Raw genomic sequence first — 19,334 nt, 5'->3', positions numbered from 1 at the left:
CACCCGGTTGCGGATCGATCGCTACATCGCTATATAGCCGCTGTCGGAAAAGGCAGGGTTGGTTTGGTAAGCCCAACTCCTCTCGGTAACGAGAGCTCTGGTCTTTGGCTTCGTACACGAGATCCCCGCGACGAACATCGGACGCTGCTTGAGCGCCCAATCGTTCGTCCGTGTGGAACTCAACTCGAGGAACGCTCCGGTCGAACACATCGACCAAGGAGTAGTTCATGCACAACCCGATACCCTATGATGTCGTCATTGCCGGTGCCGGTCCTGTCGGCCTGTTTCTCGCCTGTGAGCTGCGCCTGGCAGGCCTCTACGTGCTGGTGGTGGAAAAGGCCGAAAATCCGCGCTCGCCGTTGAAGCGGCTGCCCTTCGGCATGCGCGGCCTTAACGTGCCCACCATCGAGGCCTTCCACCGTCGCGGCCTGCTGGACGACATTGCGCCGCCCGCGAAGGATGGTCCGGGTGGCGCCAAATTGGCAGACGCGCACTGGATGCAGCAGCCGCGCCGCCCGGGCGGCCATTTCGCCGGCATCCAGTTCTACCTCGATGCCATCGACAGCTCGCAATGGCCCTATCGCCTGCCCGGCCCGGCCGGCACCAGCATTCCGGTCGAGATGGAACATCTCGAAACCGTGCTTGCCGCCCGCGCGAGCACCATGGGCGTCGAGATCAGGCGCGGCCTCGGCGTCGAAAATTTCGACCAATCGGACGAAGGCGTGACCATCCGCGCCGGAGGCGAGACTTTTCACGCAAGCTGGCTCGTCGGCTGCGATGGCGGCCGCAGCACGGTTCGCAAGCTTGGCGGCTTTGCGTTCACCGGCACCGATGCCGAGTTCACCGGCTATTCCGCTGAGGTCGAGATGACCGATCCGGACACGCTCAGCCCCGGCCGCCACTACACGCCGACGGGCATGTACACCTACTCCCGGCCAGGCACGATCGCGATGGTCGAGTTCGACGGGGCCGCTTTCCACCGGACAGAGCCGATCACACCAGAGCATGTGCAGGCGGTGTTGCGCCGCGTGTCCGGCACGGACGTCACCTTGACGGCGCTCAGCCTCGCCACGACCTGGACCGATCGCGCTTACCAGGCAACTGCCTACCGCAACGGCCGGGTGCTGCTTGCCGGCGACGCAGCGCACATCCATTCGCCGCTGGGCGGCCAGGGGCTCAATCTCGGGCTCGGCGATGCGATGAACCTTGGCTGGAAGCTTGCCGCCACCATCCGCGGCGACGCGCCGGCCGGCCTGCTCGACAGCTATTTCGAGGAACGGCATCCGGTCGGCGCGCAAATTCTCGACTGGTCGCGCGCCCAGGTCGCGCTGATGCGGCCGAGCCGCAGTTCACGCGCGCTCGAAGCCATCATCCGCGATCTCATCGACAGGCGCGACGGCGCGACCTATTTCGCCGAGCGCGTCTGGGGCGTTTCGCTGCGCTACGATCTCGGCGGCAACCACCCACTGGTCGGCCGTAGCGCGCCCGACTTCGAACTGGCCGGCGGGACGAGGCTCGGCGAACACTTGAGGACCGGGCAAGGCCTGCTGCTGGACTTCAACGCCCACCCTGCCCTCCAGTCGCTTGCAAGCCGCTGGAGCGGGCGGATCAGCTATGTCGCCGAGGATGCCAGGGAGCGTCTCGGCCTGGGCGCCCTGCTCGTGCGTCCCGATGGGGTCGTCGCCTGGGCCGCTAACGCTGAGCCTGACCTTGAGGAAGCTGCTCTGGCGACGTCGCGGTGGTTTGGCGAACCCGAATAGTTGCCTGCGCGTGCTAAGGAACTGTTTGAGCCTGATTTCGGTTGTCTGCTGTGCGAACTGCCGTTCCACGAAGGCAGCTGATGAGCGAACATGAAACATGACAGACAAGAAGCGTGGTTCCCTGCGAAAGGTCCTGAACGGCATCGTTGCCGCAATTGCCACCGCTCCTGATCGCGCATCCGAGAGCGGCAAGGGCACCACTGTGGTCGCCAAATGGCCGCTGCCGCCATCGGCAACGCTTGGCTCCGCTATGCGCCTGAAAGGGATCGAACGTGAAGTTCGAGCCCGCCTGCCATGGGTGGTGAGGAAGTTTGCCAAGGCTGAGACGGGCCGCATCGTCTTGCGCATGTTGAAGACCGACGCGGATGCCTTCCAGGCGGCCTCGGCAACCATCTCCAGGACACTGGAGGGGATCGAAGCCCTGCCCGTGCTTCCGCGCGAGGCAGAAGACATTCTCACCATCTCGGCCCGCGAGCGTCACAAATGGCTGAGGGATGGCCGCCTGAAGAGCATCGGCACGCGCACCGTCAAGATGCGCGGGCGGTCCAAGGCCGTCACCTTCCATGTCTTCGATCCACGCCACATCGAGGACATTCTCGATCGCGACCTGGCGACAGGCTGGCGGGAGGAAGATGCGCGGGAAGTCACAGAGAACAGGCGGCGCGGCGCCGGCAAGGCCGCACTGACGCGAGCGGGAAAACGGGAGCGCAAGGCTCGCAGCGCCAGGACTTCGGGAAAGGAAGGCGCTCCGCAGCCAAAGTTGGAAGGCTGGGATACGTTCGAGGCGGAAGGCCTGCTGCGCTAACAAAACGAGGCAGCGTGTCGGGAACAGCCCCGGTCGTTCGTCCTCTGTGTGCAAGCGCAAGACCTGGACACCAACCCTTCGGAGCCTGCCAATGATCCCCACCATCACCGCCTTTGAACGCTCGCCCGACGGCGGCAAGGGACTGGCGCGCGATACGCGCGTTCGCTGGGCACTCGAAGAAGTCGGCCAGCCCTATGAGGTTCGTCTCGTTTCCTTCGCCGGGATGAAGGCGCCTGGCCATCTGGCCATCCATCCCTTCGGCCAGATCCCCACCTATGAGGAGGGATCTCTGTGCCTGTTCGAGACCGGCTCGATCGTCTTTCATCTTGCCGAGCGGCATGCGGGCCTGCTGCCCAGGGAACGCGATGCCCGCGCGCGTGCCATCACCTGGATGTTTGCCGCGCTCAACACCGTCGAGCCGCCGGTCCTCGACTTGACGACGGCCAGGATATTCGAAGCCGACAGATCCTGGGCTCAGCAGCGCCTGCCGCTGGTGAAAGACCGTGTTCGGGCAGTGCTGGACAAGCTCTCGGCCTATCTGGGCGCCGCCGACTGGCTCGATGGTGCATTCAGCGCGGGCGACCTGCTGATGGTATCGGTGCTGCTGCGACTGCGCATGTCAGGCATTCTGGACGAATATCAAAACCTGGCCGCCTATGTGGCGCGCGGGGAAGCCCGGCCTGCCTATGCCAGGGCTTTCGCCGCGCAATTTGCGATCAACGCGCCATCAGCCAGCTGACACAATTTCGCTTGCTATGGCGCGACCACAGTGGCGGCGAGAAGGTCACGCGAACGCGGCCGCTGCTGGCGGCGGATCGCGGCTGTCGGGCCCCGGAACGGGCTCGTATCGGGCGTAGCAGGCGCTCAGGCGCGCCTGCCCGTTCGAACGCGACCAGAGTGTCTCCTCCAGTTTGAACATGGTTGCGAGCGGCATCGTGGCGTGGATGACGACGGCACCATCCCGGGTTTCCTGGTCCCGGATCTGGCCACGGCGGCTCTTCAGTTCGCCGGTGATGCTGCCGGCATAGTCTGCCGGCGTCACCACCTCGACCCTCATGATCGGCTCGAGCAATTGCACGCCGAGATGCGGCGCGGCTTCGCGAAAGCAGGCGCGGCCCGCAACCTCGAAAGCCAGGGCCGAAGAGTCGGTCTCGTGCCAGGCGCCGTCCACCAGCGTCGCCTTGACGCCGATCATCGGAAAGCCCGCGAACGGCCCCTGCGACAGGGCACTGCGCACCCCCTTTTCGACCCCCGCCACATAGTCGCCCGGAATCGCACCGCCGGCGATCCTGGACGCGAACACCAAGTCTGGATTGTAGGCGTTCGCCTCGAACATGATCTTGACGCGGGCGAACTGACCGTGCCGGCCAACAGCTTCTTGTGGGTGTAGTCCTGCTGATGGCTGCGGGTGATCGTCTCGCGATAGGCAATTTGCGGGGCGCCGACATTCACCGCAAGATTGAACTCGCGGCGCACGCGGTCGATGATGCCCTCGAGTTCAACTTCGCCCATGGCGGCAACGATCGTCTGACCGGATTCCTCGTCCCACTTGACGTGGAACCAGGGGTCCTCGTCCGCCAGTCTCGACAGGGCGATACGCAGTTTCCCCTCATCGGCTCTGGACTTCGCCTCGATCGCGAATTGCAGCAAAGGCCATGGCGCGACAGGTTTTTCCATGACGATAGGATCGCAGGTTGACCGGATGTCCGCAACGGGTGAGGACGAACGCCGCCAACAGCCGCTTCCCCGCTCAGGCGGGACGGCTACGGATAATTCGCCTTGGCGACCGCCGGGCTCAGATCGCCCTGCAACTCTTTCGGCAAGGGCAGGCTCGAGCATTGCAGATGCACGTCGCGGGCGAAACGCTTTCGTTGCTTCTGCTCTGCCTCCTTGGTTGCCGCTATGATGCCTAGCCCGTACGGGCCAAGTACTGCGAATTCCCAACCCGGGTGCTGTTTCTCGCGAAGCTGGTAGTCCGCAGCCGCCGCCCGGGCCTGCTGGCATTGCGGCGACGGCCATTTCGGGTCCTGCGGAGACAGCGACGCGCCGTAGTCGACGGGAGAGGTCGCGCATCCAGCCACCGTCGCGGCCAATGCGGACATTGCAATGCGCATCGCAATTCTCATCTCTGAAGCCCTTCCCCGGTTCCGCAGACCTGGCCGGCGTCCCCGCCACCCCAATCACGTATCCGCGATGTCCCGCCCCTGCGCTTGCCATAGGCCTCGCTTCATGTCGATCTTCCCGAAGCCAGATTCGGGCTGTGTGCCGGGAACCAAATGACAGGCGAGACTGTTCAGTTGTAACTTTGACACAGCGCTGACACGCCCAGCCGGTTGGGCACGCGGCGACCTTGAGGAGTTCTCATATGAAGATTTCGTCCAGTTTTCGTTCCATTGCGGTTGCCGCCATCGCCACTGCCGGCATTGGCTTTGCCAGCGCAGCACACGCCGACAGCGGCACGATCCGCTTTGCCGTCTACAAGGCGGCCTTCTTCGTCGGCGGCTCCGGCGGCGAAGGCACGTTCACCTTCCACGGTAAGTCGTATCCAATCTCCATCGGCGCCGTTTCGGGTGGCCTCGCCTTCGGCGTTTCCAAGACCTATTTCCACGGCACGGTGCGCCATATCAGGCGCGCCCGCGATGTGACGGGTGTCTATGGCGCCGCGGGTGGCGGCGGCACGATCGGCAAGGGCGCCCAGGTAATCGTCATGACAAACGACAAGGGTGCCCAGCTCGAACTTACCGGCAAGCAGGTTGGCCTCCAGGTCAACGCCGATCTCAGCGGCTTTGCCATCTCGCTGAAGTAATGGCCTCCCCCCGTTCGGGGGCACGCTGGACACCAAAGAGGGCGGCGTCGGCTCGACGACCGCCCTTGTTGTCAGCTCCGCAAGCCCGGCGCTTCCTGCCCCGTGCGCTCGACATATTCCGTATAGCCGCCGCCATAGGTGTGGATCCCTTCGGGCGTCAGTTCCAGCACGCGGTTTGACAGTGCTGCCAGAAAGTGCCGGTCGTGCGAGACGAACAGCATGGTGCCTTCATATTGCGACAGCGCCTCGATCAGCATCTGCTTGGTGGCGATGTCGAGGTGGTTGGTGGGCTCGTCCAGCACCAGCAAATTGGGCGGATCGAACAGCATCAGCGCCATCACCAGCCGCGCCTTCTCGCCGCCTGACAGGACGCGGCACTTCTTCTCGATCTCGTCGCCGGAAAAGCCGAAGCAGCCGGCGAGTGCCCGCAGCGGCGCCTGGCCGGCCTGCGGGAAATTGTCTTCCAGCGTCTGGAACACGGTGCGCTCGCCTTCGAGCAGCTCCATGGCGTGCTGGGCGAAATAGCCCATTTTCACACTCGGTCCCCGCGCCACCGTGCCGGTGTCAGGGTCGGAAGCGCCAGCAACCAGCTTGAGCAGCGTCGATTTGCCGGCGCCGTTGACGCCCATGATGCACCAGCGCTCGCGGCGGCGGACCTGGAAGTCGAGCCCCTCATAGATGCTGCGGCTGCCATAGGCCTTGTGGACGTTCTTCAAGGTCACGACATCCTCGCCGCAGCGCGGCGCCGGCTGGAACTCGAAATTGACGATCTGGCGGCGCTTGGGCGGCTCGACGCGATCGATCTTGTCGAGCTTTTTCACCCGGCTCTGCACCTGTGCGGCATGCGAAGCACGCGCCTTGAAGCGCTCGATGAAAGCGATCTCCTTGGCCAGCATCGCCTGCTGGCGCTCGAACTGCGCCTGCTGCTGCTTGTCGGCGATCGCCCGCTGCTGCTGGTAGAATTCGTAATTGCCGGAATAGGCGGTGAGCGAGCCAGCATCGATCTCGACGATCTTGTTGACGATGCGGTTCATGAACTCGCGGTCGTGCGAGGTCATCAGCAGCGCGCCGTCATAGCCCTTCAAAAACTGCTCCAGCCAGATCAGGCTTTCCAGATCGAGATGGTTGGACGGTTCGTCGAGCAGCATGACGTCGGGCCGCATCAGAAGGATGCGGGCCAGTGCCACGCGCATCTTCCACCCGCCCGACAGCTTGCCGACATCGCCGTCCATCATCTCCTGCGAAAAGCCGAGGCCATCGAGCACCTCACGCGCCCGGCCATCGAGCGCGTAGCCGTCGAGTTCCTCGAAGCGATGCTGCGCCTCGCCATATTTCTCGATGATCTCGTCCATGCGGTCGGCCTGGTCGGGATCGGCCATCGCCGCCTCGAGTTCCGCCATCTCCGCCGCCACGTCGCTCACTGGCCCGGCGCCGTTCATCACTTCGGCGACAGCACTGTGGCCCGCCATGTCGCCGACATCCTGGCTGAAATAGCCGACGGTGACGCCGCGATCGACCTGCACCTGGCCCTCGTCGGGCTGCTCCTGGCTGGTAATCATGCGAAACAAGGTCGTCTTGCCGGCGCCGTTGGGTCCGACAAGGCCGACCTTCTCGCCCTTCTGCAGGGAAGCCGACGCCTCGATGAAGACAAGCTGACGGCCGTTCTGCTTGCTGATGCTTTCAAGTCTGATCATGCGGTTTCCGGACTGTGCCTGCGCTGAAAGGATTTGCCCGGCGCCTTACGCGAAGGACGGCGCCAAAGGAAGAGGCGCAAGCGCCGCAGCGGGCGGAGCGCTGCCTTCCCTTCTCCCCTTGCGGGAGAAGGTGGCCTCGCGAAGCGAGGTCGGATGAGGGGTGCTCCAGCTTGGCGCCGACGGCACTCTGTCACCCACCCCTCAACCGTCTCGGCGCTAGCGCGCCGATCCACCTTCTCCCACAAGGGGAGAAGGAAAAACCCAGCCAGAAACACTTCAGAAACAAGATTCAACATCCGGGAAAAACTGAGGAAAACATCGCCTGTCATAACCATCCTCGCAGCGACCGGACAGCGGTCGCCGCACAACGCAAAGGGATGGTCCCGACAATGCAACGACGTTCGACCGGATGGATGGCTGCCCTGACCGGCATTTCGCTTGCCATGCTTGCGGTCGCGCATTCGGATGCGGCGGCGGCGGTTACCCGGAGCGAATATTGCAGCCGGCTCGGTCTTCAACTCGACGGAGCCATCCAGACCAAAGCCAAACCGGGTGCCAGCGCGAGCCAGATCGCGGAGGCAACGGCACTGCAGGACAAGGCGAACCGGTTCTGTGCCGAGCGCAAGCAAGCGCAAGGCATCCGGACCTACGCCAACGCCCTGAAACTTCTCGGCGTGACACCGGTCGACCTCGACCAGTGACAGCAATTTTTGAAGGAAAGCCCATCATGAACAAGCCCCTCCTCTCCGCGCTCGGCCTGGCCATCGCCCTCGGTCTGACAATGCCGGTTGTCGGCATCGCCAATGCGGCGGCCACGACCACCACGACGACGACCGCTCCGGCAACGACGACCGCCCCCGCGACCGCTCCGGCGACTCCCGCTGCGGTGGACGCGGCGAAGACACCGGCCAAGGCGGCCGCGCACAAGCGTCACCGGCACCACAAGAAGCACCACAGGCATGTTCGCAAGCACGCTCACCGGCACGTGGGCAAGAAGCACCACCACCGGCACGTCGCCAAGAAGCACGTCCACAAGCGCACCCACAAGAAGCACGGCCACAAGCACGCCAAGGCGGCTTGATCGCTAACTTTCTTTCTGACTTCCTCCCGGGAAAGGGCCGCCATTCGCTGAAAAGCGAGGGCGGCTTTTTCTTGTGTGCGACAAGGCAAGCCAGATCCGCTGAAGGTTCGTCAAAACAGGCGCTTACAGCAATTCCACGATTCAGATCGTGAACCGCCTCAAGCCACCCCAAGCGCCATCGCGAACCTGACGCCTATTCCGGCAGCGGGTCCGACGGTGGTCTGGAAGGCGTGGTGTGCGGCTTGATGTCTATTTGACCACACCCGTAACGGGCTTGGAAAACAGCACCGTACAATCATCAGGGTGTTGCAAGCAGCGCTTGATCAGAGTGTCGTTTCCCTTCAAGTCGGCCGTAGCGATGTTCTTCAGCTTGATGGATATCTGATTGCCTCTATTCGACTCGTTAGCCAAATCCTGACTGGCTGTAACTCCAAGAAGTCCGCCGCCACCTATCGGTATCTTGTCAGTCGTTATTCCCAATTTGCCGTCGCTGGTGGCTTTCGAGCTAATATTAAAGCTTACGTTAACTTCATCGACGATTAGGCCATATTTTCCATTCGTCTTTGCGCGAAGGCCGTTCAAACCATCGCCAACGTCGTTGAGCGCCTGTTGTACCGTAATTGTTGGAGGATTAGCCACCTCCCTTGGCGTATAGGTGCCGCATCCAGTCAGAGCACCAGGCACTATGGCAAGCACATAGAACGGTTTCATTTGACTTTCTCTGGAATCGCTAAGCCTTTCAGCGGTAATTAAGCATATTCTTATATAAGAGTCGATAGATCGATGCTCTGTTGCCCCCTCGTCAACGCTTCGAAATCCTGGTCAGCCAGTTCGAGCCTACGGTTCGTAGCGCTTTCATCGAGGCCATCGACGACGTCAACGACGGTCAGGCGTCAGGACGCTCGCCAATGCTCTGAAGCTGCTTGGGGTGACACCGAACGATCAGGCTTCCGGGAAAGGGCAGCCATTCGCTAAAAGCGAGGGCGGCTTTTTCTGGTGTGAAAATGGGCAAGGCATCCCATCGGAAATACGCAAAAACAGGCGCTTAAGGCAATTCCACGAATCATATCGTGAACCGCCTCAAGTCACCCCGAGAGCGGCCCGAACCTGCGGCCCGCTCATGCCGCTGTCGAAAACGGCCGTGCCGGGATCGAAGCGGCGGCCCTGCGACAACGGTCCGACCACGACCGGATTGAAGCCGGCATCGCGCACCAACTCCCCTGCCAGGGCGATAGCCCCGGCATCGTCGCCGGCAAGTGGAATGCCTATCCTGTCGCCGGCGCGATGCGCCTGCGATTGCAGCGTCGTCCACATCACCGTGCTGAAGGCGCGAACCAGCTTTGCAAGCGGCAGCAGCGGCGTGACGGCGAAAGCCACGCCGTCCTTGCGGGCGAGTGCCGCGTCGCCGAAAGCGCCGTCGCGCGGCGGGTCGGGCACCGTGGCATCGAGCAGCACCTTGTCGCCGAGTGCTGCCGCGATCTCGGCCGCGACACCCGGCCATGCCCGAAACGGGATGGCGGCCAGCACGACATCCGCGCCGGCAACGGCATCGATGGCCGAGCCCGCCATGGCCTTGCCGCCAAGGCCGGAAAGCATCGAGTGCAACCGTTCGGGATGCCGCACACCGAAGGCCACCTCATGTCCGGCCTCAGCCCACAGCCGTCCGACCGTGCCGCCGATCATGCCGGCGCCCAGAATGCCTATTTTCATCTTCGCCTCCTGTTCGCTCACCAAGGCAGCCTTTTGCCGTCGCGGAAAAAGCCGCCGGTCGGGCCGTCATCCGGCAAGGTCGCGGCCCAGACGATGCCCGCCGCCCCTTGCGCCACCGGGCGCCCGCCCGGCCCGCCCATGTCGGTGGCGACCCAGCCAGGGCAGATGGCGTTGACCAGCACGCCGGAGCCGCGCAGTTCGGCCGCCAAGACGCAAGTCAGCGCATTGAGCGCCGCCTTCGACGTGGAATAGGCCGGTGCGCCCCCTCCCATCGAGGCCAGCGAACCGCCTTCGGAAGAGACATTGACCAGCCGGCCATGCCCGCCAGCCTTGAGCAGCGGTGCGAAGGCCGCAGCCACCCGCCAAGCGCCGAAGACATTGGTCTCGAACGCCTCGCGGATCACGGTCCAGTCCGGCCGCAAGGCGCGCGAGCCGCTGTCGTAATGGATGGCGGCATTGTTGATCAGCACGTCGAGCCGGCCGAACCGGCGCTGCACCTCATCGCCTGCCCTTGCTGCGGCGTCAGGTGCTGCAACATCGAGCGCTATCGCCTCGACATGGCCACCAAGCCCTTTCGCCGGCGCCTCGCCCTTGGCGACATCGCGCACGCCGAGCAGCACGGTGAAGCCGAGTTTCGCCAGCTGGCGGCCGGTCTCCAGCCCGATGCCACGATTGGCGCCGGTGACGAGGGCGACTTTGTTGGGGGGTGTGGTCATGTAGGGATGCCTCTGTATGTCGTCTCAGGGAAAGATGGCACGGACGGAATTGGTTTATTAGGCGGTGGAGATCGCAGTCATTGTTCGACCTGATGCGTGAATTCATCGAGCTGTCCGACGTCGCGTTCCGTCACACCCCCCTCTGTCCGGCAGGGCAGAGGGGGGTGTTCAAGCGCCGAGGTTTCCGCAATTTGCCCTGCCCCAAACCTCATGCCCGAGCAGGAATCGGGTGTCGTCCGGCATCGCACCATGCGATCGTCCAGCCATCACGAGGACCGGCCATGCTCACGCTTCACGATTATCTGCCATCGCAAAATGGCTGGAAAGTCCGGGTCCTGCTCGGCCTGCTGAAGATCCCTTACGAGACCCGCATCGTCTCGATTTTCGAGGGCGAGAGCCATACCGATGCGTTTCACGCACTCAACCCGGCCGGTGCCGTTCCCGTGCTCCAGCTGGAGGACGCCAGCGCCATCGCCGAATCCAACGCGATCCTCACCTACCTCGCCGAAGGCACGCCGCTCCTGCCGGCGGACCGCTACCGGCGCGCCAAGATCATGCAATGGCTGTTCTTCGAACAGTACAATGTCGAGCCCGTCATCGGCTCGCTGCGCTTCTGGACCTTGACCGGGCGGCTCGAGCGCAACCAGGCCATGGTTGCCGGCAAGCGCGAAGCCGGCGCCCGCACGCTCGCCGCGCTGGACCGCAGCCTTGCCGGCATGCCGTTCCTGACCGGAAGCGACCTCACCATCGCCGACATCGCCATCTATGCCTACAGCCACCGCGCCGGGGATTGCGGTTTTTCTCCAACGGACTACCCGGCATTCCTCGCCTGGACCGGCCGCGTGCGCGATGCCATCGGCCCCGGCTACCCCGTCCACCCCTACAGCATCGACCCGCATTCCGGCGGCTGAGGCTCTGCTTCCAGACCTGTCTGTTTACACCACGGCAGAATAGGGATATTTCATATCCTTAATAGAGTTCGGTCGGCCGGAATCCGTGGATGATCCTGAAAAGCCAAGTCGAATGGGCGCTGCACTGCTGCGCCATTCTCGCCGGCCTGCCCGAGGGGCGCTATCTCTCGACAAAAGCGCTTGCCGAGTTCCACGGCCTTCCCAAGGAATATCTCTCCAAGGCACTGCAAAGCCTGTCGCAGGCGGGACTGGTCGATACGACGCTGGGGCCGTCGGGCGGATACCGGCTGGCGCGGCCACCGGCCGAGCTGACCTTCCTCGACATCGTGGAAGCCGTGGAGGGCAAGGCGCGGACGTTTGTGTGCAACAATATCCGCGAGAACAATCCGTGTCGTCCGCAGGGCTATTGCGAAAGCGGCCCTTGCCCGGTGGCGCGCATCATGTGGGAAGCCGATGAGGCCTGGCGTGACAAATTGCGCGCCGTCAGGCTTTCCGACCTCACCGAGGCATTGGCGCAGGATATCCCCGCCGAACTGTGGAAGGACAGCTTCGAATGGGTGCTAGAGCGCGCCGGATGAATGCGAACGCATGACCAGCGCGGGCGGCAGGTCTCTCATCGCGGACAGTGCGCCGGCATAACTCTGGGGCGGCAGGGCAAGGGAAAGGCCGCTCACCTCGCAATGACGATGGACAAGGTCGATCACCTCATTCCTCGCCCGCATCCGGTCGCCCGGACCGGCCACGTAAAAGAGCAGGTCCATCCCGACTGCCACCGCGTCGATCTCCTTGAGCGCGACAAGCGGTGCCGGCTCCTGGATGATCCGTTGGCAGCTCGCGAGAACCGTATGCATGGCCGCTTCGATGACGTGCGGCGCCTGCGTGGCCGCAATCCGCACCGTCAGGGTCATCTGCTGCGTCGCGTCGGGACGGCTGAGATTGGTCAGGCTGAGCTTCGCCAACACGCTGTTGGGCAGGACGACGATGTTGTTTGCGCCGGTCAGCAGATGCGTGGAGCGCCAGGTCGTCTCGACGACCCGTCCTTCCGTGCCGTCGCCGAGCATGATCCAGTCACTGAGCGTGTAGGGTCGCCCCAGCGTCAGCGCGATGCCGGAGAAGACGTCACCAAGCGTGTTCTGCAGCGCCAGCCCGACAATGATCGCGACCACGCCCGACGTTGCCGCCAGCGTTCCGATAGGAGCACCGAAAACGAAGCCTGTTATCGACAGCGCCACGCCGAGATAGATGGCAGCGACGACCAGGTCCTGGAGCAGGCGCGCCTCTCGCGGCCGGTGTTCCAGGACAATGTAGAGGCGCACGAAACCGACAAGCGTCCAGGCAAGGTGTACCCACCAGAGGATGCGCGCCGACTTCGCCAGATACGCGCCCCCGCCTTGGACATCTGTGAGATCTATCTCACCCACCCAATGCGGCAGGATACCGCTGAGGCCGAGCACCGCGGTCATGCCGGCGAAGAACAGGATCTGGACGACCAGGCGCGCCATCGGACGCCCACGCCCCTGGAAACACCAGACGACAATACCGGCAGCACCGAGAAGGTTGATCAGGATCAGAGCCAGATGATCGCCGAACATGGACTCACCGGTGGATTTGAGCTTGCAGGCGCGGCCGGACGCCAGGAAGGCGTCCGGCCTTTGCGCCTACTTCTTGACCGGATAGGTCAGTTCTTTCTGCGCGGTATCGACCACGAACACCGCCAGCAGCTTCGCGGGCTTCGTCTTGCTGCCATTCGCGCTCACACTGTGGCGATCGCCGGGCATCTCCGAGAAGCTCTCGCCGGCCTTGTAGACCTTGACCGGGCCGTCATTGACCTGGCTGCGGATGGAGCCTTCCAGAACCGTCGCGTAGATGAAGGCGGAGCTTGGATGCGTATGCGCCGGCGAGGTGCCGCCGGGGCCATATTCGACCAGAATACCCCTAATGCTTTTGCCCGGAACATTCGGCAGTTCATGCTCATAGACGAGGGTGACCTTGGCGGCCTTCTCGCCGGCGTCATGGGCCTCAGCGGCTCCGGCCGGGCCGGCCAGTGCTGCCGTCATGACGAGAGCGGCAGTGATTGACTTGATCATTTGAAAACTCCTTTTTGTGTTGAGCGATGTGCCGCGCCTGAGCCACGGCGCATCCTGGCGGTCACTTCCGCGCCGAGGTCGGAAACCACTGCTCGAAGGTGATGCGGCCAAGGCGGGGATTGTTGTCGGAGACGAGCGAACTGTCGTTCAGCCGCGCGCCGAAGTAGAGCGCCTCCGGATCGGCCACCACCTCGCGAGGATCGCCGACAGCCTTGAGGTAGCGGGCGACGAGCTCGCTCATGCGCACGCGCTCCGGACCCGAAATCTCGATCATGCCGTTGATCGGTGCCGCGAGCGCGACACCGGCCATGACGTCGGCGACGTCGTCGGATGCGATGGGCTGCACATAGGCGGGCGACAGATGCACCGCCTCGCCGACCGTGCCCGACTTGGCGATGCCGGCCAGGAATTCCATGAACTGCGTGGAATGGACGATGGTGTAGGGAATGCCGGAAGCCTTGATCAGATTCTCCTGGGCGAGTTTGGCGCGGAAATAGCCGCAATCCTGCAGGCGTTCGGTTCCGACAACCGAAAGCGCGATATGGTGCTTGACCCCGGCGGCCTTGTCTGCCGCGAGCAGGTTGCGGCCCGACGTCTCGAAGAAGTCCATCGCCGCCTTGTCCTCGAAGGAGGGTGAGTTGGCGAGGTCGATCACGACCTCCGCGCCTTCGAGCGCATCCCGCAGGCCTTCGCCGGTGATGGTGTTGACGCCGGTATTCGGCGCGGCTGCGATCACCTCGTGGCCCTGCTTGCGCAGGCGTTCGGTGGTCTTGGAACCGATGAGGCCGGTGCCCCCGATGATGACGATTTTCATAATAGTCTCCGTTTGCGGTCGCGCCGCTTTGATTGATGGGCCGAGAAAAGGTTTAGTTCAGGCCGGCCTTGTCGAGGCCGTAGAGCTTGTCCGCGGAGCCGGGCACGGTCTTGAAGGCGACGTTGACGCGGTTCCAGGCATTGATGGCCATGACCGAGAAGGTGAGGTCGGAGATTTCCTTCTCCGAAAGCTGCCCGCGCACACGCTCGTAGAGCTCGTCCGGGATGCCACCTTCGGGGAGTTTGGTGACGGCCTCGGTCCAGGCAAGGGCGGCGCGTTCACGGGGGATGAAAAGGGTCGATTCCCACCAGACGGCGACATGATGGAGCCGCAGCTCGCTCTCACCGTGAATCTTGGCTTCCTTGACATGCATGTCGAGGCAGAAGGCGCAGCCATTGATCTGGGAGGCCCTGATGTGGACCAGATCGCGGATCTTCTCTTCGATGGCGCCGCGTGTCTCGGCCATGCTGAGATCGATGAGCTTCTTGAACAATTCAGGCGATTGCTGCGCGGCGTTGAGGCGCTGTGTCATGGCTTTCCCTTTTTGAGGATATTTGATGTCCTTAAGGATATTTAATATCCATAATCTCTGGACAGTAAAGCGCCACCCGCCTAGGATGCGGACATAAGGCTTATGTCGAAAAGTATGAGGGCGAGGATGGATGTCGTATCGGCGTTGCGAACGTTCCTGCGCGTTGCGCAGACAAAGTCCTTCTCGGCGGCCGCCATCGACCTCGACCTGACGCAGCCGGCGGTATCTCGGCAGGTCTCCGCGCTGGAGGCGCATCTGAAGACCCGCCTTCTGCATCGCACGACGACCGCGCTTGCCCTGACGGCGGAGGGCGAACAGATGCTGCCGATGGCACTGCGCGTCATCGAAGCGGTCGAAGCGCTCGGCCAGGCCAGCAGCGCCGAAGCGGCAACCGTCTCCGGAAAGGTGAGGCTCAGCCTGCCGACGCCGCTCGGCTACTTCATCAGCGACCGCCTGGCAGCGTTGCTGGAGCGCCATCCCGACCTGCAAGTCGAGCTCGTCCTTCGCGACGGGCCGTCGGACCTGGTCGCCAACGCAATCGATCTCGAGGTGCGCCTCGGGCCGGTCGGCGACAGCAGCCTGATGTGCCGCCGGATCGGCTGGACAACCGCCTTTCTCGTGGCCTCGCCGGCCTATCTCGAGGGACGCGACAAACCGCGAGTGCCGCAGGACATCAGGGATCACGCCTGCATTTGCTACAGCCGTGGCGGCGACGGCCGGTCATGGTCGTTCTCCAGTGGAGCGGACGACGTTGTTCTGCGAATCGAGCCTCGCCTTGTCGCCAACAATTCAATGGCCGTCCATCGCGCGGCATTGGCAGGAGCCGGGCTTGCGGTGCTCTCCCACATTCTGGCCGGGTCGGACATCGAATCCGGCAGGCTGGTCAGGCTGATGCCGGATTTTCCGCCGACGCGCCTGCCGATCAACGTCGTCTACCCATCCCGCCGGAATATACCGCTGCGTGTGACGACGGTCCTCGACTTTCTTGTCCAGGCCGTGCGGGGCGATATTTTGATGGCATCATCGGCCCCCTCGCAGACCGAACCATCGCCCCTCATTCCCGCGTCCGAAGGCTCCTACTTCTTGCCCTGCGGATAGATCGTCTCGCCGCGTTTCAGCATCGCGACGAAGGTCTCGATCTTCTTCCGGCGGCCGGCCTCGGTCTTCATGTTGTGGGTGCGGAAGGCAAGCGAGAAGCGGTTTTGCGCGCTGAGCTTTTCCAGCATGGCCTTGGCCGCCGGCTCGGCATCGATGGCCGCCTGCAGATCGTCGGGGATTTTCATCTCCTTGCTGCCGCCATAGGCGCGTGCCCAGCGCCCGTCGGCTTTGGCGGCCTCGACTTGCTTCAGCCCATGCCCGGTCATGCGGCCCTCCTCGATCAGCCGCGCGACATTGTCGATGTTGATCTTGCTCCAGATGCTCCTCCTGCCGCGCGGCGTGTAGCGCTGGAGAAAACTGTTCTCGTCCAGCCCCTTGCGCACCGCGTCGATCCAACCGAAGCACAGCACCACGTCGATGGCCTCCTTCGGCGTGATCGACTTCAGTCCCGATCCGACCTTGTGCACCTTGATCCACACCTCGCTTTCCGTGGCGTGGTGCTGACCGAGCCAGGCGTAGAAACTCGCTGCATCGGGGAATTCCCGGACCTTGTCGGGATCGACCTTGACCGGCGCCATCAGCGGGCCTGCCGGTTCGTTGTCGCTGGCGTCCCTGTCATCTTGCCTCCGTCATTCTACGATTCCCGGCATCATGGCATGGCCCACTGCCAGTTTCCGTCAGTAATGGGACACGCTGAAACGAGACCTGGAACACACCATCCATCGCCCCATTGCCGCAAGAGTGCAACGCCGCCGGCCCCTGTCACTTCCTCCCACCGTGCTATACCACCGCAAGCCGTCAGGCTTTGGGGGACATGCCACAATGAAATCTCTGCTCTTCGGCCTCGCCTTATTGCTGCCGGGCGTGGCGCTGTCCGAACCGATCGAAACCCGCAAGATCATCAACGCGGTGACCGGCGACTTCAACGGCGACGGCGCTCCCGACCTTGCCATGGTGGTCGAGACCGGGCCGAGCGACCCGATGGACATCCATTTCTTCCTCAGGGATATCGAGCACAATTACCTCAAGCCCGTCGAAATCGTGCGCGAGCAGATCGGTGGCGATTGGAACGGCTACGACCGGCCGGGCTACGAGAACTCCGCCACCGAGCCGGAACTGACGATGCTGCCCAACGGCTCTATCAAATTCTACCTGCCGGCGCCGGAGATCGGCAGCGAGCGCACCAACCAGACGCTGACCATCGCCTGGCGCAACGGCGCCTTCATCGTTGCCGGCTTCGCCTACGATTCCGATGATTATCTGCAGGAGAATGCCGCCAGCGCCTGTGACTACAATGTGCTGACCGGCAAGGGCACCAGCTCGAAGCAGCAGCCGGACGGCAGCACGAAGCACAAGACCGTGTCGGCTGAAGGCCAGATCGTTGCCTTCAAGGACTGGAACTCGGGCGACGCCTTCTCCGCTTGCCAGGAATAAGGGACGCGCCCTGCCCCTGCGGCCGGCGTCAGGCCGGTGGCGGCATTGCCGGCGTCAGCCCGTGGCGGCGCATGATCTCCATCATCTTGGCCTTGTCAGGCGGCCCGCCGGCGGCGGCGTTGAGCAAGCCGAATGCCTCGCGAAAATAGTCCGGACCGATCGCCGCCGGCGTGATGACACACAGCGCCTTGGCATCCCTGGTGCCATTGTTGTCGAAGCGGTGGACGGCGCCGCGCGGGATGCAAAGCGCCTCCCCCGGCCCAACTTCTATCGGCTTGCCGTCCACGGTCCAGGTCAGGACCCCGTCAATGCCGTAGATCGTTTCCTCGTAATGATCGTGGCTGTGCGCCGGCGCGGGCAGGCGCTGCGCGCCCGGCACCATCAGTTCGAAGGCGGCGACACTGCCGTTCGAATTTTCGCCCGATACCAGGAAGCGGACCGACAGCCCCTTGGTGCCGATGGTCTCATTGGCTGGGTTGACCTGAAGATCCATGGCTGACATTGCGCAAACCCCTCCGGTAAATTACATTTACTAGTTATCAGTAAACTCAATTTACCGGATCGTCAATGGCCACCTCCACCGAAGTTCTGCAGACCAAGACCGAGGATCTTCTGATCGGCGCCCTGCTGCGCGTGCCGGCGCAGGCCATCCAGCGTCGGCTGATCAAGGAGCTCAACGCCGCCGGTTTCGACGAATTGCGCCTGCCGCATATGGCCGTGCTGCAGTTTCCCGGCCCGGACGGCGCGCGCCCCGGCACCATCGCCGAACGTGCCGGCATGAGCAAACAGGCGATCAACCAGCTGCTCAGCAGCCTCGAAGGGTACGGCTATATCGTCCGCTCCGACGGCGAAGGCAGCGCGCGCGTTGTGCACTCCACCGAACGCGGCCACGCCGCTTTCTGGAAAATGGTCGACATATTGCGTGACATCGAGGAGGAGTGGCGCAGCGAGCTTGGGCCGGAGCGCTTCGACCAGCTGAAGGCGCTGCTGTTCGTCGTCTGGGACAGCCCGCTGGTACGCTGAACGAAACCGCGTTGGTGCGCGGCATCATCGGCTTTTCCGATGGCACCAACGGTTTCTTCCGTTTCCCCTCCGCACGCCGACCTGCCAATTCCCTGCCCTTGTCCCATCCAGCAAAGGCAGAGCGAAATGAACCTTTCGAACCAGAAGATCCTCATCGTCGGTGGCGGCTCCGGCATGGGCCTGGCGCTGGCCAGGCGCTGCGTCGAGGCCGGTGCTGAAGTTGTCATCGCCGGGCGCAGCGAGGACAGGCTGCAAAAGGCGCGCGAGGCGCTGGGCAATCCCGCCGGCCTGGACGTTGCCGTCGTCGACATAGCGCGGGAAGACCAGGTCGCGGACCTGTTCGCGCGCATCGGCGCCCTCGACCACATCATCAGTACGGCGGCCGACATAGAAGGCGCCTACAGGCTGCTGCAGGAGCTTGACCTCAAGGCGGCGCAACGCATGGTCGACAGCAAGCTGTTCGGCCCGCTGCTGCTTGCCAAGCACGGCGCCCCACGGCTGGCAGCAACCGGCTCGATGAGCTTCGTCTCCGGCATCGCCGCCTACCGCCCAGCCGCGCGCGGCTCGGTCGTCGCTGCGGTCAATGCGGCACTTGAAGGGCTGGCGCGGGCGCTGGCCGTTGAACTCGCGCCGATCCGCGTCAACGCCGTCTCACCCGGCTGGGTCGACACCGAGATCTGGGCGCAGGTCGCCGGCGACCGCAAAGCCGAGACGCTGGCCGCGATGGCCAAGCGGCTGCCGGTCGGCCGGGTCGGCCAGCCAGAAGACATCGCCGACGCTATTCTCTTCCTCATCGGCAATAGTTTTACGACCGGCACGACGATGCATGTCGAAGGCGGGCACCGGTTGGTTTAGCTGGTGAC

At 63.6% G+C, this 19,334-nt stretch carries 24 protein-coding genes and 1 pseudogene; 12 read left to right on the top strand and 13 right to left on the bottom strand.

Features of this window, described 5'->3' with window-relative positions:
* The first annotated feature begins 227 nt into the window (after positions 1-227).
* From JN279_RS16180 to JN279_RS16170, 3 genes are all read left to right on the top strand, one after another.
* The gene (locus tag JN279_RS16180) at positions 228-1,760 is read left to right on the top strand and encodes an FAD-dependent monooxygenase (RefSeq protein WP_202353331.1); all 1,533 of its coding nucleotides are present in this window, start codon (positions 228-230) and stop codon (positions 1,758-1,760) included.
* A gap of 97 nt (positions 1,761-1,857) precedes the next feature.
* Entirely contained in the window at positions 1,858-2,565 is a 708-nt protein-coding gene (locus JN279_RS16175; RefSeq protein ID WP_202353330.1) for a hypothetical protein, read from the top strand.
* A gap of 91 nt (positions 2,566-2,656) precedes the next feature.
* Positions 2,657-3,304 (top strand): glutathione S-transferase family protein, encoded by a 648-nt coding sequence (locus tag JN279_RS16170; protein WP_202353329.1) that lies wholly within the window; start codon positions 2,657-2,659, stop codon positions 3,302-3,304.
* Between the two features lie 45 nt (positions 3,305-3,349).
* Here the strand turns inward: JN279_RS16170 and JN279_RS38230 are convergent, their stop codons facing one another.
* From JN279_RS38230 to JN279_RS16160, 3 genes and pseudogenes are all read right to left on the bottom strand, one after another.
* A complete protein-coding gene (locus tag JN279_RS38230; protein ID WP_244734613.1) occupies positions 3,350-3,901 on the bottom strand; it encodes a hypothetical protein in 552 nt (183 codons plus the stop codon).
* A 164-nt stretch (positions 3,902-4,065) separates the two neighbouring features.
* A pseudogene (locus JN279_RS38225) lies at positions 4,066-4,242 on the bottom strand (hypothetical protein); the annotation flags it as partial.
* Positions 4,243-4,328: 86 nt separating this feature from the next.
* Positions 4,329-4,679, bottom strand: a complete 351-nt coding sequence (locus tag JN279_RS16160; protein ID WP_202353328.1) for a hypothetical protein — start codon at positions 4,677-4,679, stop codon at positions 4,329-4,331.
* A 251-nt stretch (positions 4,680-4,930) separates the two neighbouring features.
* Between JN279_RS16160 and JN279_RS16155 the strand changes: the two genes are divergently transcribed.
* On the top strand, positions 4,931-5,371 hold the full coding sequence (locus JN279_RS16155) for a hypothetical protein (RefSeq protein ID WP_096448255.1): 441 nt from the start codon (positions 4,931-4,933) through the stop codon (positions 5,369-5,371).
* Positions 5,372-5,442: 71 nt separating this feature from the next.
* Here the strand turns inward: JN279_RS16155 and JN279_RS16150 are convergent, their stop codons facing one another.
* Positions 5,443-7,065, bottom strand: coding sequence for an ABC-F family ATP-binding cassette domain-containing protein (locus JN279_RS16150; RefSeq protein WP_202353327.1), 1,623 nt, complete (start codon positions 7,063-7,065; stop codon positions 5,443-5,445).
* A 389-nt stretch (positions 7,066-7,454) separates the two neighbouring features.
* On the opposite strand from JN279_RS16150, the gene JN279_RS16145 reads away from it, so the two are divergent.
* Together JN279_RS16145 and JN279_RS16140 are read left to right on the top strand one after the other, a co-directional pair.
* A complete protein-coding gene (locus JN279_RS16145; RefSeq protein ID WP_202353741.1) occupies positions 7,455-7,766 on the top strand; it encodes a hypothetical protein in 312 nt (103 codons plus the stop codon).
* Positions 7,767-7,792: 26 nt separating this feature from the next.
* Entirely contained in the window at positions 7,793-8,146 is a 354-nt protein-coding gene (locus JN279_RS16140; protein ID WP_202353326.1) for a hypothetical protein, read from the top strand.
* A gap of 249 nt (positions 8,147-8,395) precedes the next feature.
* Here JN279_RS16140 and JN279_RS16135 read toward each other — a convergent pair whose 3' ends face one another.
* From JN279_RS16135 to JN279_RS16125, 3 genes are all read right to left on the bottom strand, one after another.
* On the bottom strand, positions 8,396-8,857 hold the full coding sequence (locus tag JN279_RS16135; RefSeq protein ID WP_202353325.1) for a hypothetical protein: 462 nt from the start codon (positions 8,855-8,857) through the stop codon (positions 8,396-8,398).
* 369 nt (positions 8,858-9,226) lie between these two features.
* Positions 9,227-9,856: an NADPH-dependent F420 reductase gene (locus JN279_RS16130; protein WP_202353324.1), complete on the bottom strand. Its 630-nt coding sequence runs from the start codon at positions 9,854-9,856 to the stop codon at positions 9,227-9,229.
* Positions 9,857-9,873: 17 nt separating this feature from the next.
* Positions 9,874-10,572: an SDR family NAD(P)-dependent oxidoreductase gene (locus JN279_RS16125; protein ID WP_202353323.1), complete on the bottom strand. Its 699-nt coding sequence runs from the start codon at positions 10,570-10,572 to the stop codon at positions 9,874-9,876.
* A gap of 281 nt (positions 10,573-10,853) precedes the next feature.
* On the opposite strand from JN279_RS16125, the gene JN279_RS16120 reads away from it, so the two are divergent.
* Together JN279_RS16120 and JN279_RS16115 are read left to right on the top strand one after the other, a co-directional pair.
* Positions 10,854-11,483, top strand: a complete 630-nt coding sequence (locus JN279_RS16120; RefSeq protein WP_202353322.1) for a glutathione S-transferase family protein — start codon at positions 10,854-10,856, stop codon at positions 11,481-11,483.
* An 89-nt stretch (positions 11,484-11,572) separates the two neighbouring features.
* Positions 11,573-12,061: an RrF2 family transcriptional regulator gene (locus tag JN279_RS16115; protein WP_202353321.1), complete on the top strand. Its 489-nt coding sequence runs from the start codon at positions 11,573-11,575 to the stop codon at positions 12,059-12,061.
* Here the strand turns inward: JN279_RS16115 and JN279_RS16110 are convergent.
* The 4 genes from JN279_RS16110 to JN279_RS16095 all read right to left on the bottom strand — a co-directional run bounded on the left by JN279_RS16110 (position 12,044) and on the right by JN279_RS16095 (position 14,916).
* Positions 12,044-13,075 carry a mechanosensitive ion channel family protein gene (locus JN279_RS16110; RefSeq protein ID WP_202353320.1) on the bottom strand — a complete coding sequence of 344 codons (1,032 nt, stop codon included), beginning with the start codon at positions 13,073-13,075 and terminating at the stop codon, positions 12,044-12,046. The two genes, JN279_RS16115 and JN279_RS16110, sit on opposite strands and share 18 nt — an antisense overlap.
* Positions 13,076-13,141: 66 nt before the next feature.
* Positions 13,142-13,570 carry a cupin domain-containing protein gene (locus JN279_RS16105; RefSeq protein WP_202353319.1) on the bottom strand — a complete coding sequence of 143 codons (429 nt, stop codon included), beginning with the start codon at positions 13,568-13,570 and terminating at the stop codon, positions 13,142-13,144.
* Positions 13,571-13,631: 61 nt separating this feature from the next.
* Positions 13,632-14,384 (bottom strand): SDR family oxidoreductase, encoded by a 753-nt coding sequence (locus tag JN279_RS16100; RefSeq protein ID WP_202353318.1) that lies wholly within the window; start codon positions 14,382-14,384, stop codon positions 13,632-13,634.
* 52 nt (positions 14,385-14,436) lie between these two features.
* Complete coding sequence (locus JN279_RS16095) at positions 14,437-14,916, bottom strand: carboxymuconolactone decarboxylase family protein (protein WP_202353317.1); 480 nt, start codon at positions 14,914-14,916, stop codon at positions 14,437-14,439.
* A 126-nt stretch (positions 14,917-15,042) separates the two neighbouring features.
* Between JN279_RS16095 and JN279_RS16090 the strand changes: the two genes are divergently transcribed.
* Positions 15,043-16,014: a LysR family transcriptional regulator gene (locus JN279_RS16090; protein WP_202353316.1), complete on the top strand. Its 972-nt coding sequence runs from the start codon at positions 15,043-15,045 to the stop codon at positions 16,012-16,014.
* Here the strand turns inward: JN279_RS16090 and JN279_RS16085 are convergent.
* Entirely contained in the window at positions 15,993-16,592 is a 600-nt protein-coding gene (locus JN279_RS16085; RefSeq protein ID WP_202353315.1) for a YdeI/OmpD-associated family protein, read from the bottom strand. The genes JN279_RS16090 and JN279_RS16085 overlap by 22 nt on opposite strands.
* Positions 16,593-16,836: 244 nt before the next feature.
* Between JN279_RS16085 and JN279_RS16080 the strand changes: the two genes are divergently transcribed.
* Positions 16,837-17,448, top strand: a complete 612-nt coding sequence (locus JN279_RS16080) for a hypothetical protein (RefSeq protein ID WP_202353314.1) — start codon at positions 16,837-16,839, stop codon at positions 17,446-17,448.
* Between the two features lie 28 nt (positions 17,449-17,476).
* Here JN279_RS16080 and JN279_RS16075 read toward each other — a convergent pair whose 3' ends face one another.
* Entirely contained in the window at positions 17,477-17,950 is a 474-nt protein-coding gene (locus JN279_RS16075; protein ID WP_202353313.1) for a cupin domain-containing protein, read from the bottom strand.
* Positions 17,951-18,015: 65 nt separating this feature from the next.
* On the opposite strand from JN279_RS16075, the gene JN279_RS16070 reads away from it, so the two are divergent.
* Positions 18,016-18,471: a MarR family winged helix-turn-helix transcriptional regulator gene (locus JN279_RS16070; RefSeq protein ID WP_095200616.1), complete on the top strand. Its 456-nt coding sequence runs from the start codon at positions 18,016-18,018 to the stop codon at positions 18,469-18,471.
* A gap of 126 nt (positions 18,472-18,597) precedes the next feature.
* The gene (locus JN279_RS16065) at positions 18,598-19,326 is read left to right on the top strand and encodes an SDR family oxidoreductase (RefSeq protein ID WP_202353312.1); all 729 of its coding nucleotides are present in this window, start codon (positions 18,598-18,600) and stop codon (positions 19,324-19,326) included.
* Positions 19,327-19,334 lie beyond the last annotated feature (8 nt).

This window comes from Mesorhizobium sp. 113-1-2 (genome assembly GCF_016756475.1).
Classification (GTDB): domain Bacteria; phylum Pseudomonadota; class Alphaproteobacteria; order Rhizobiales; family Rhizobiaceae; genus Mesorhizobium; species Mesorhizobium loti_C.
This window is presented reverse-complemented; position numbering and strand designations above follow the sequence as displayed.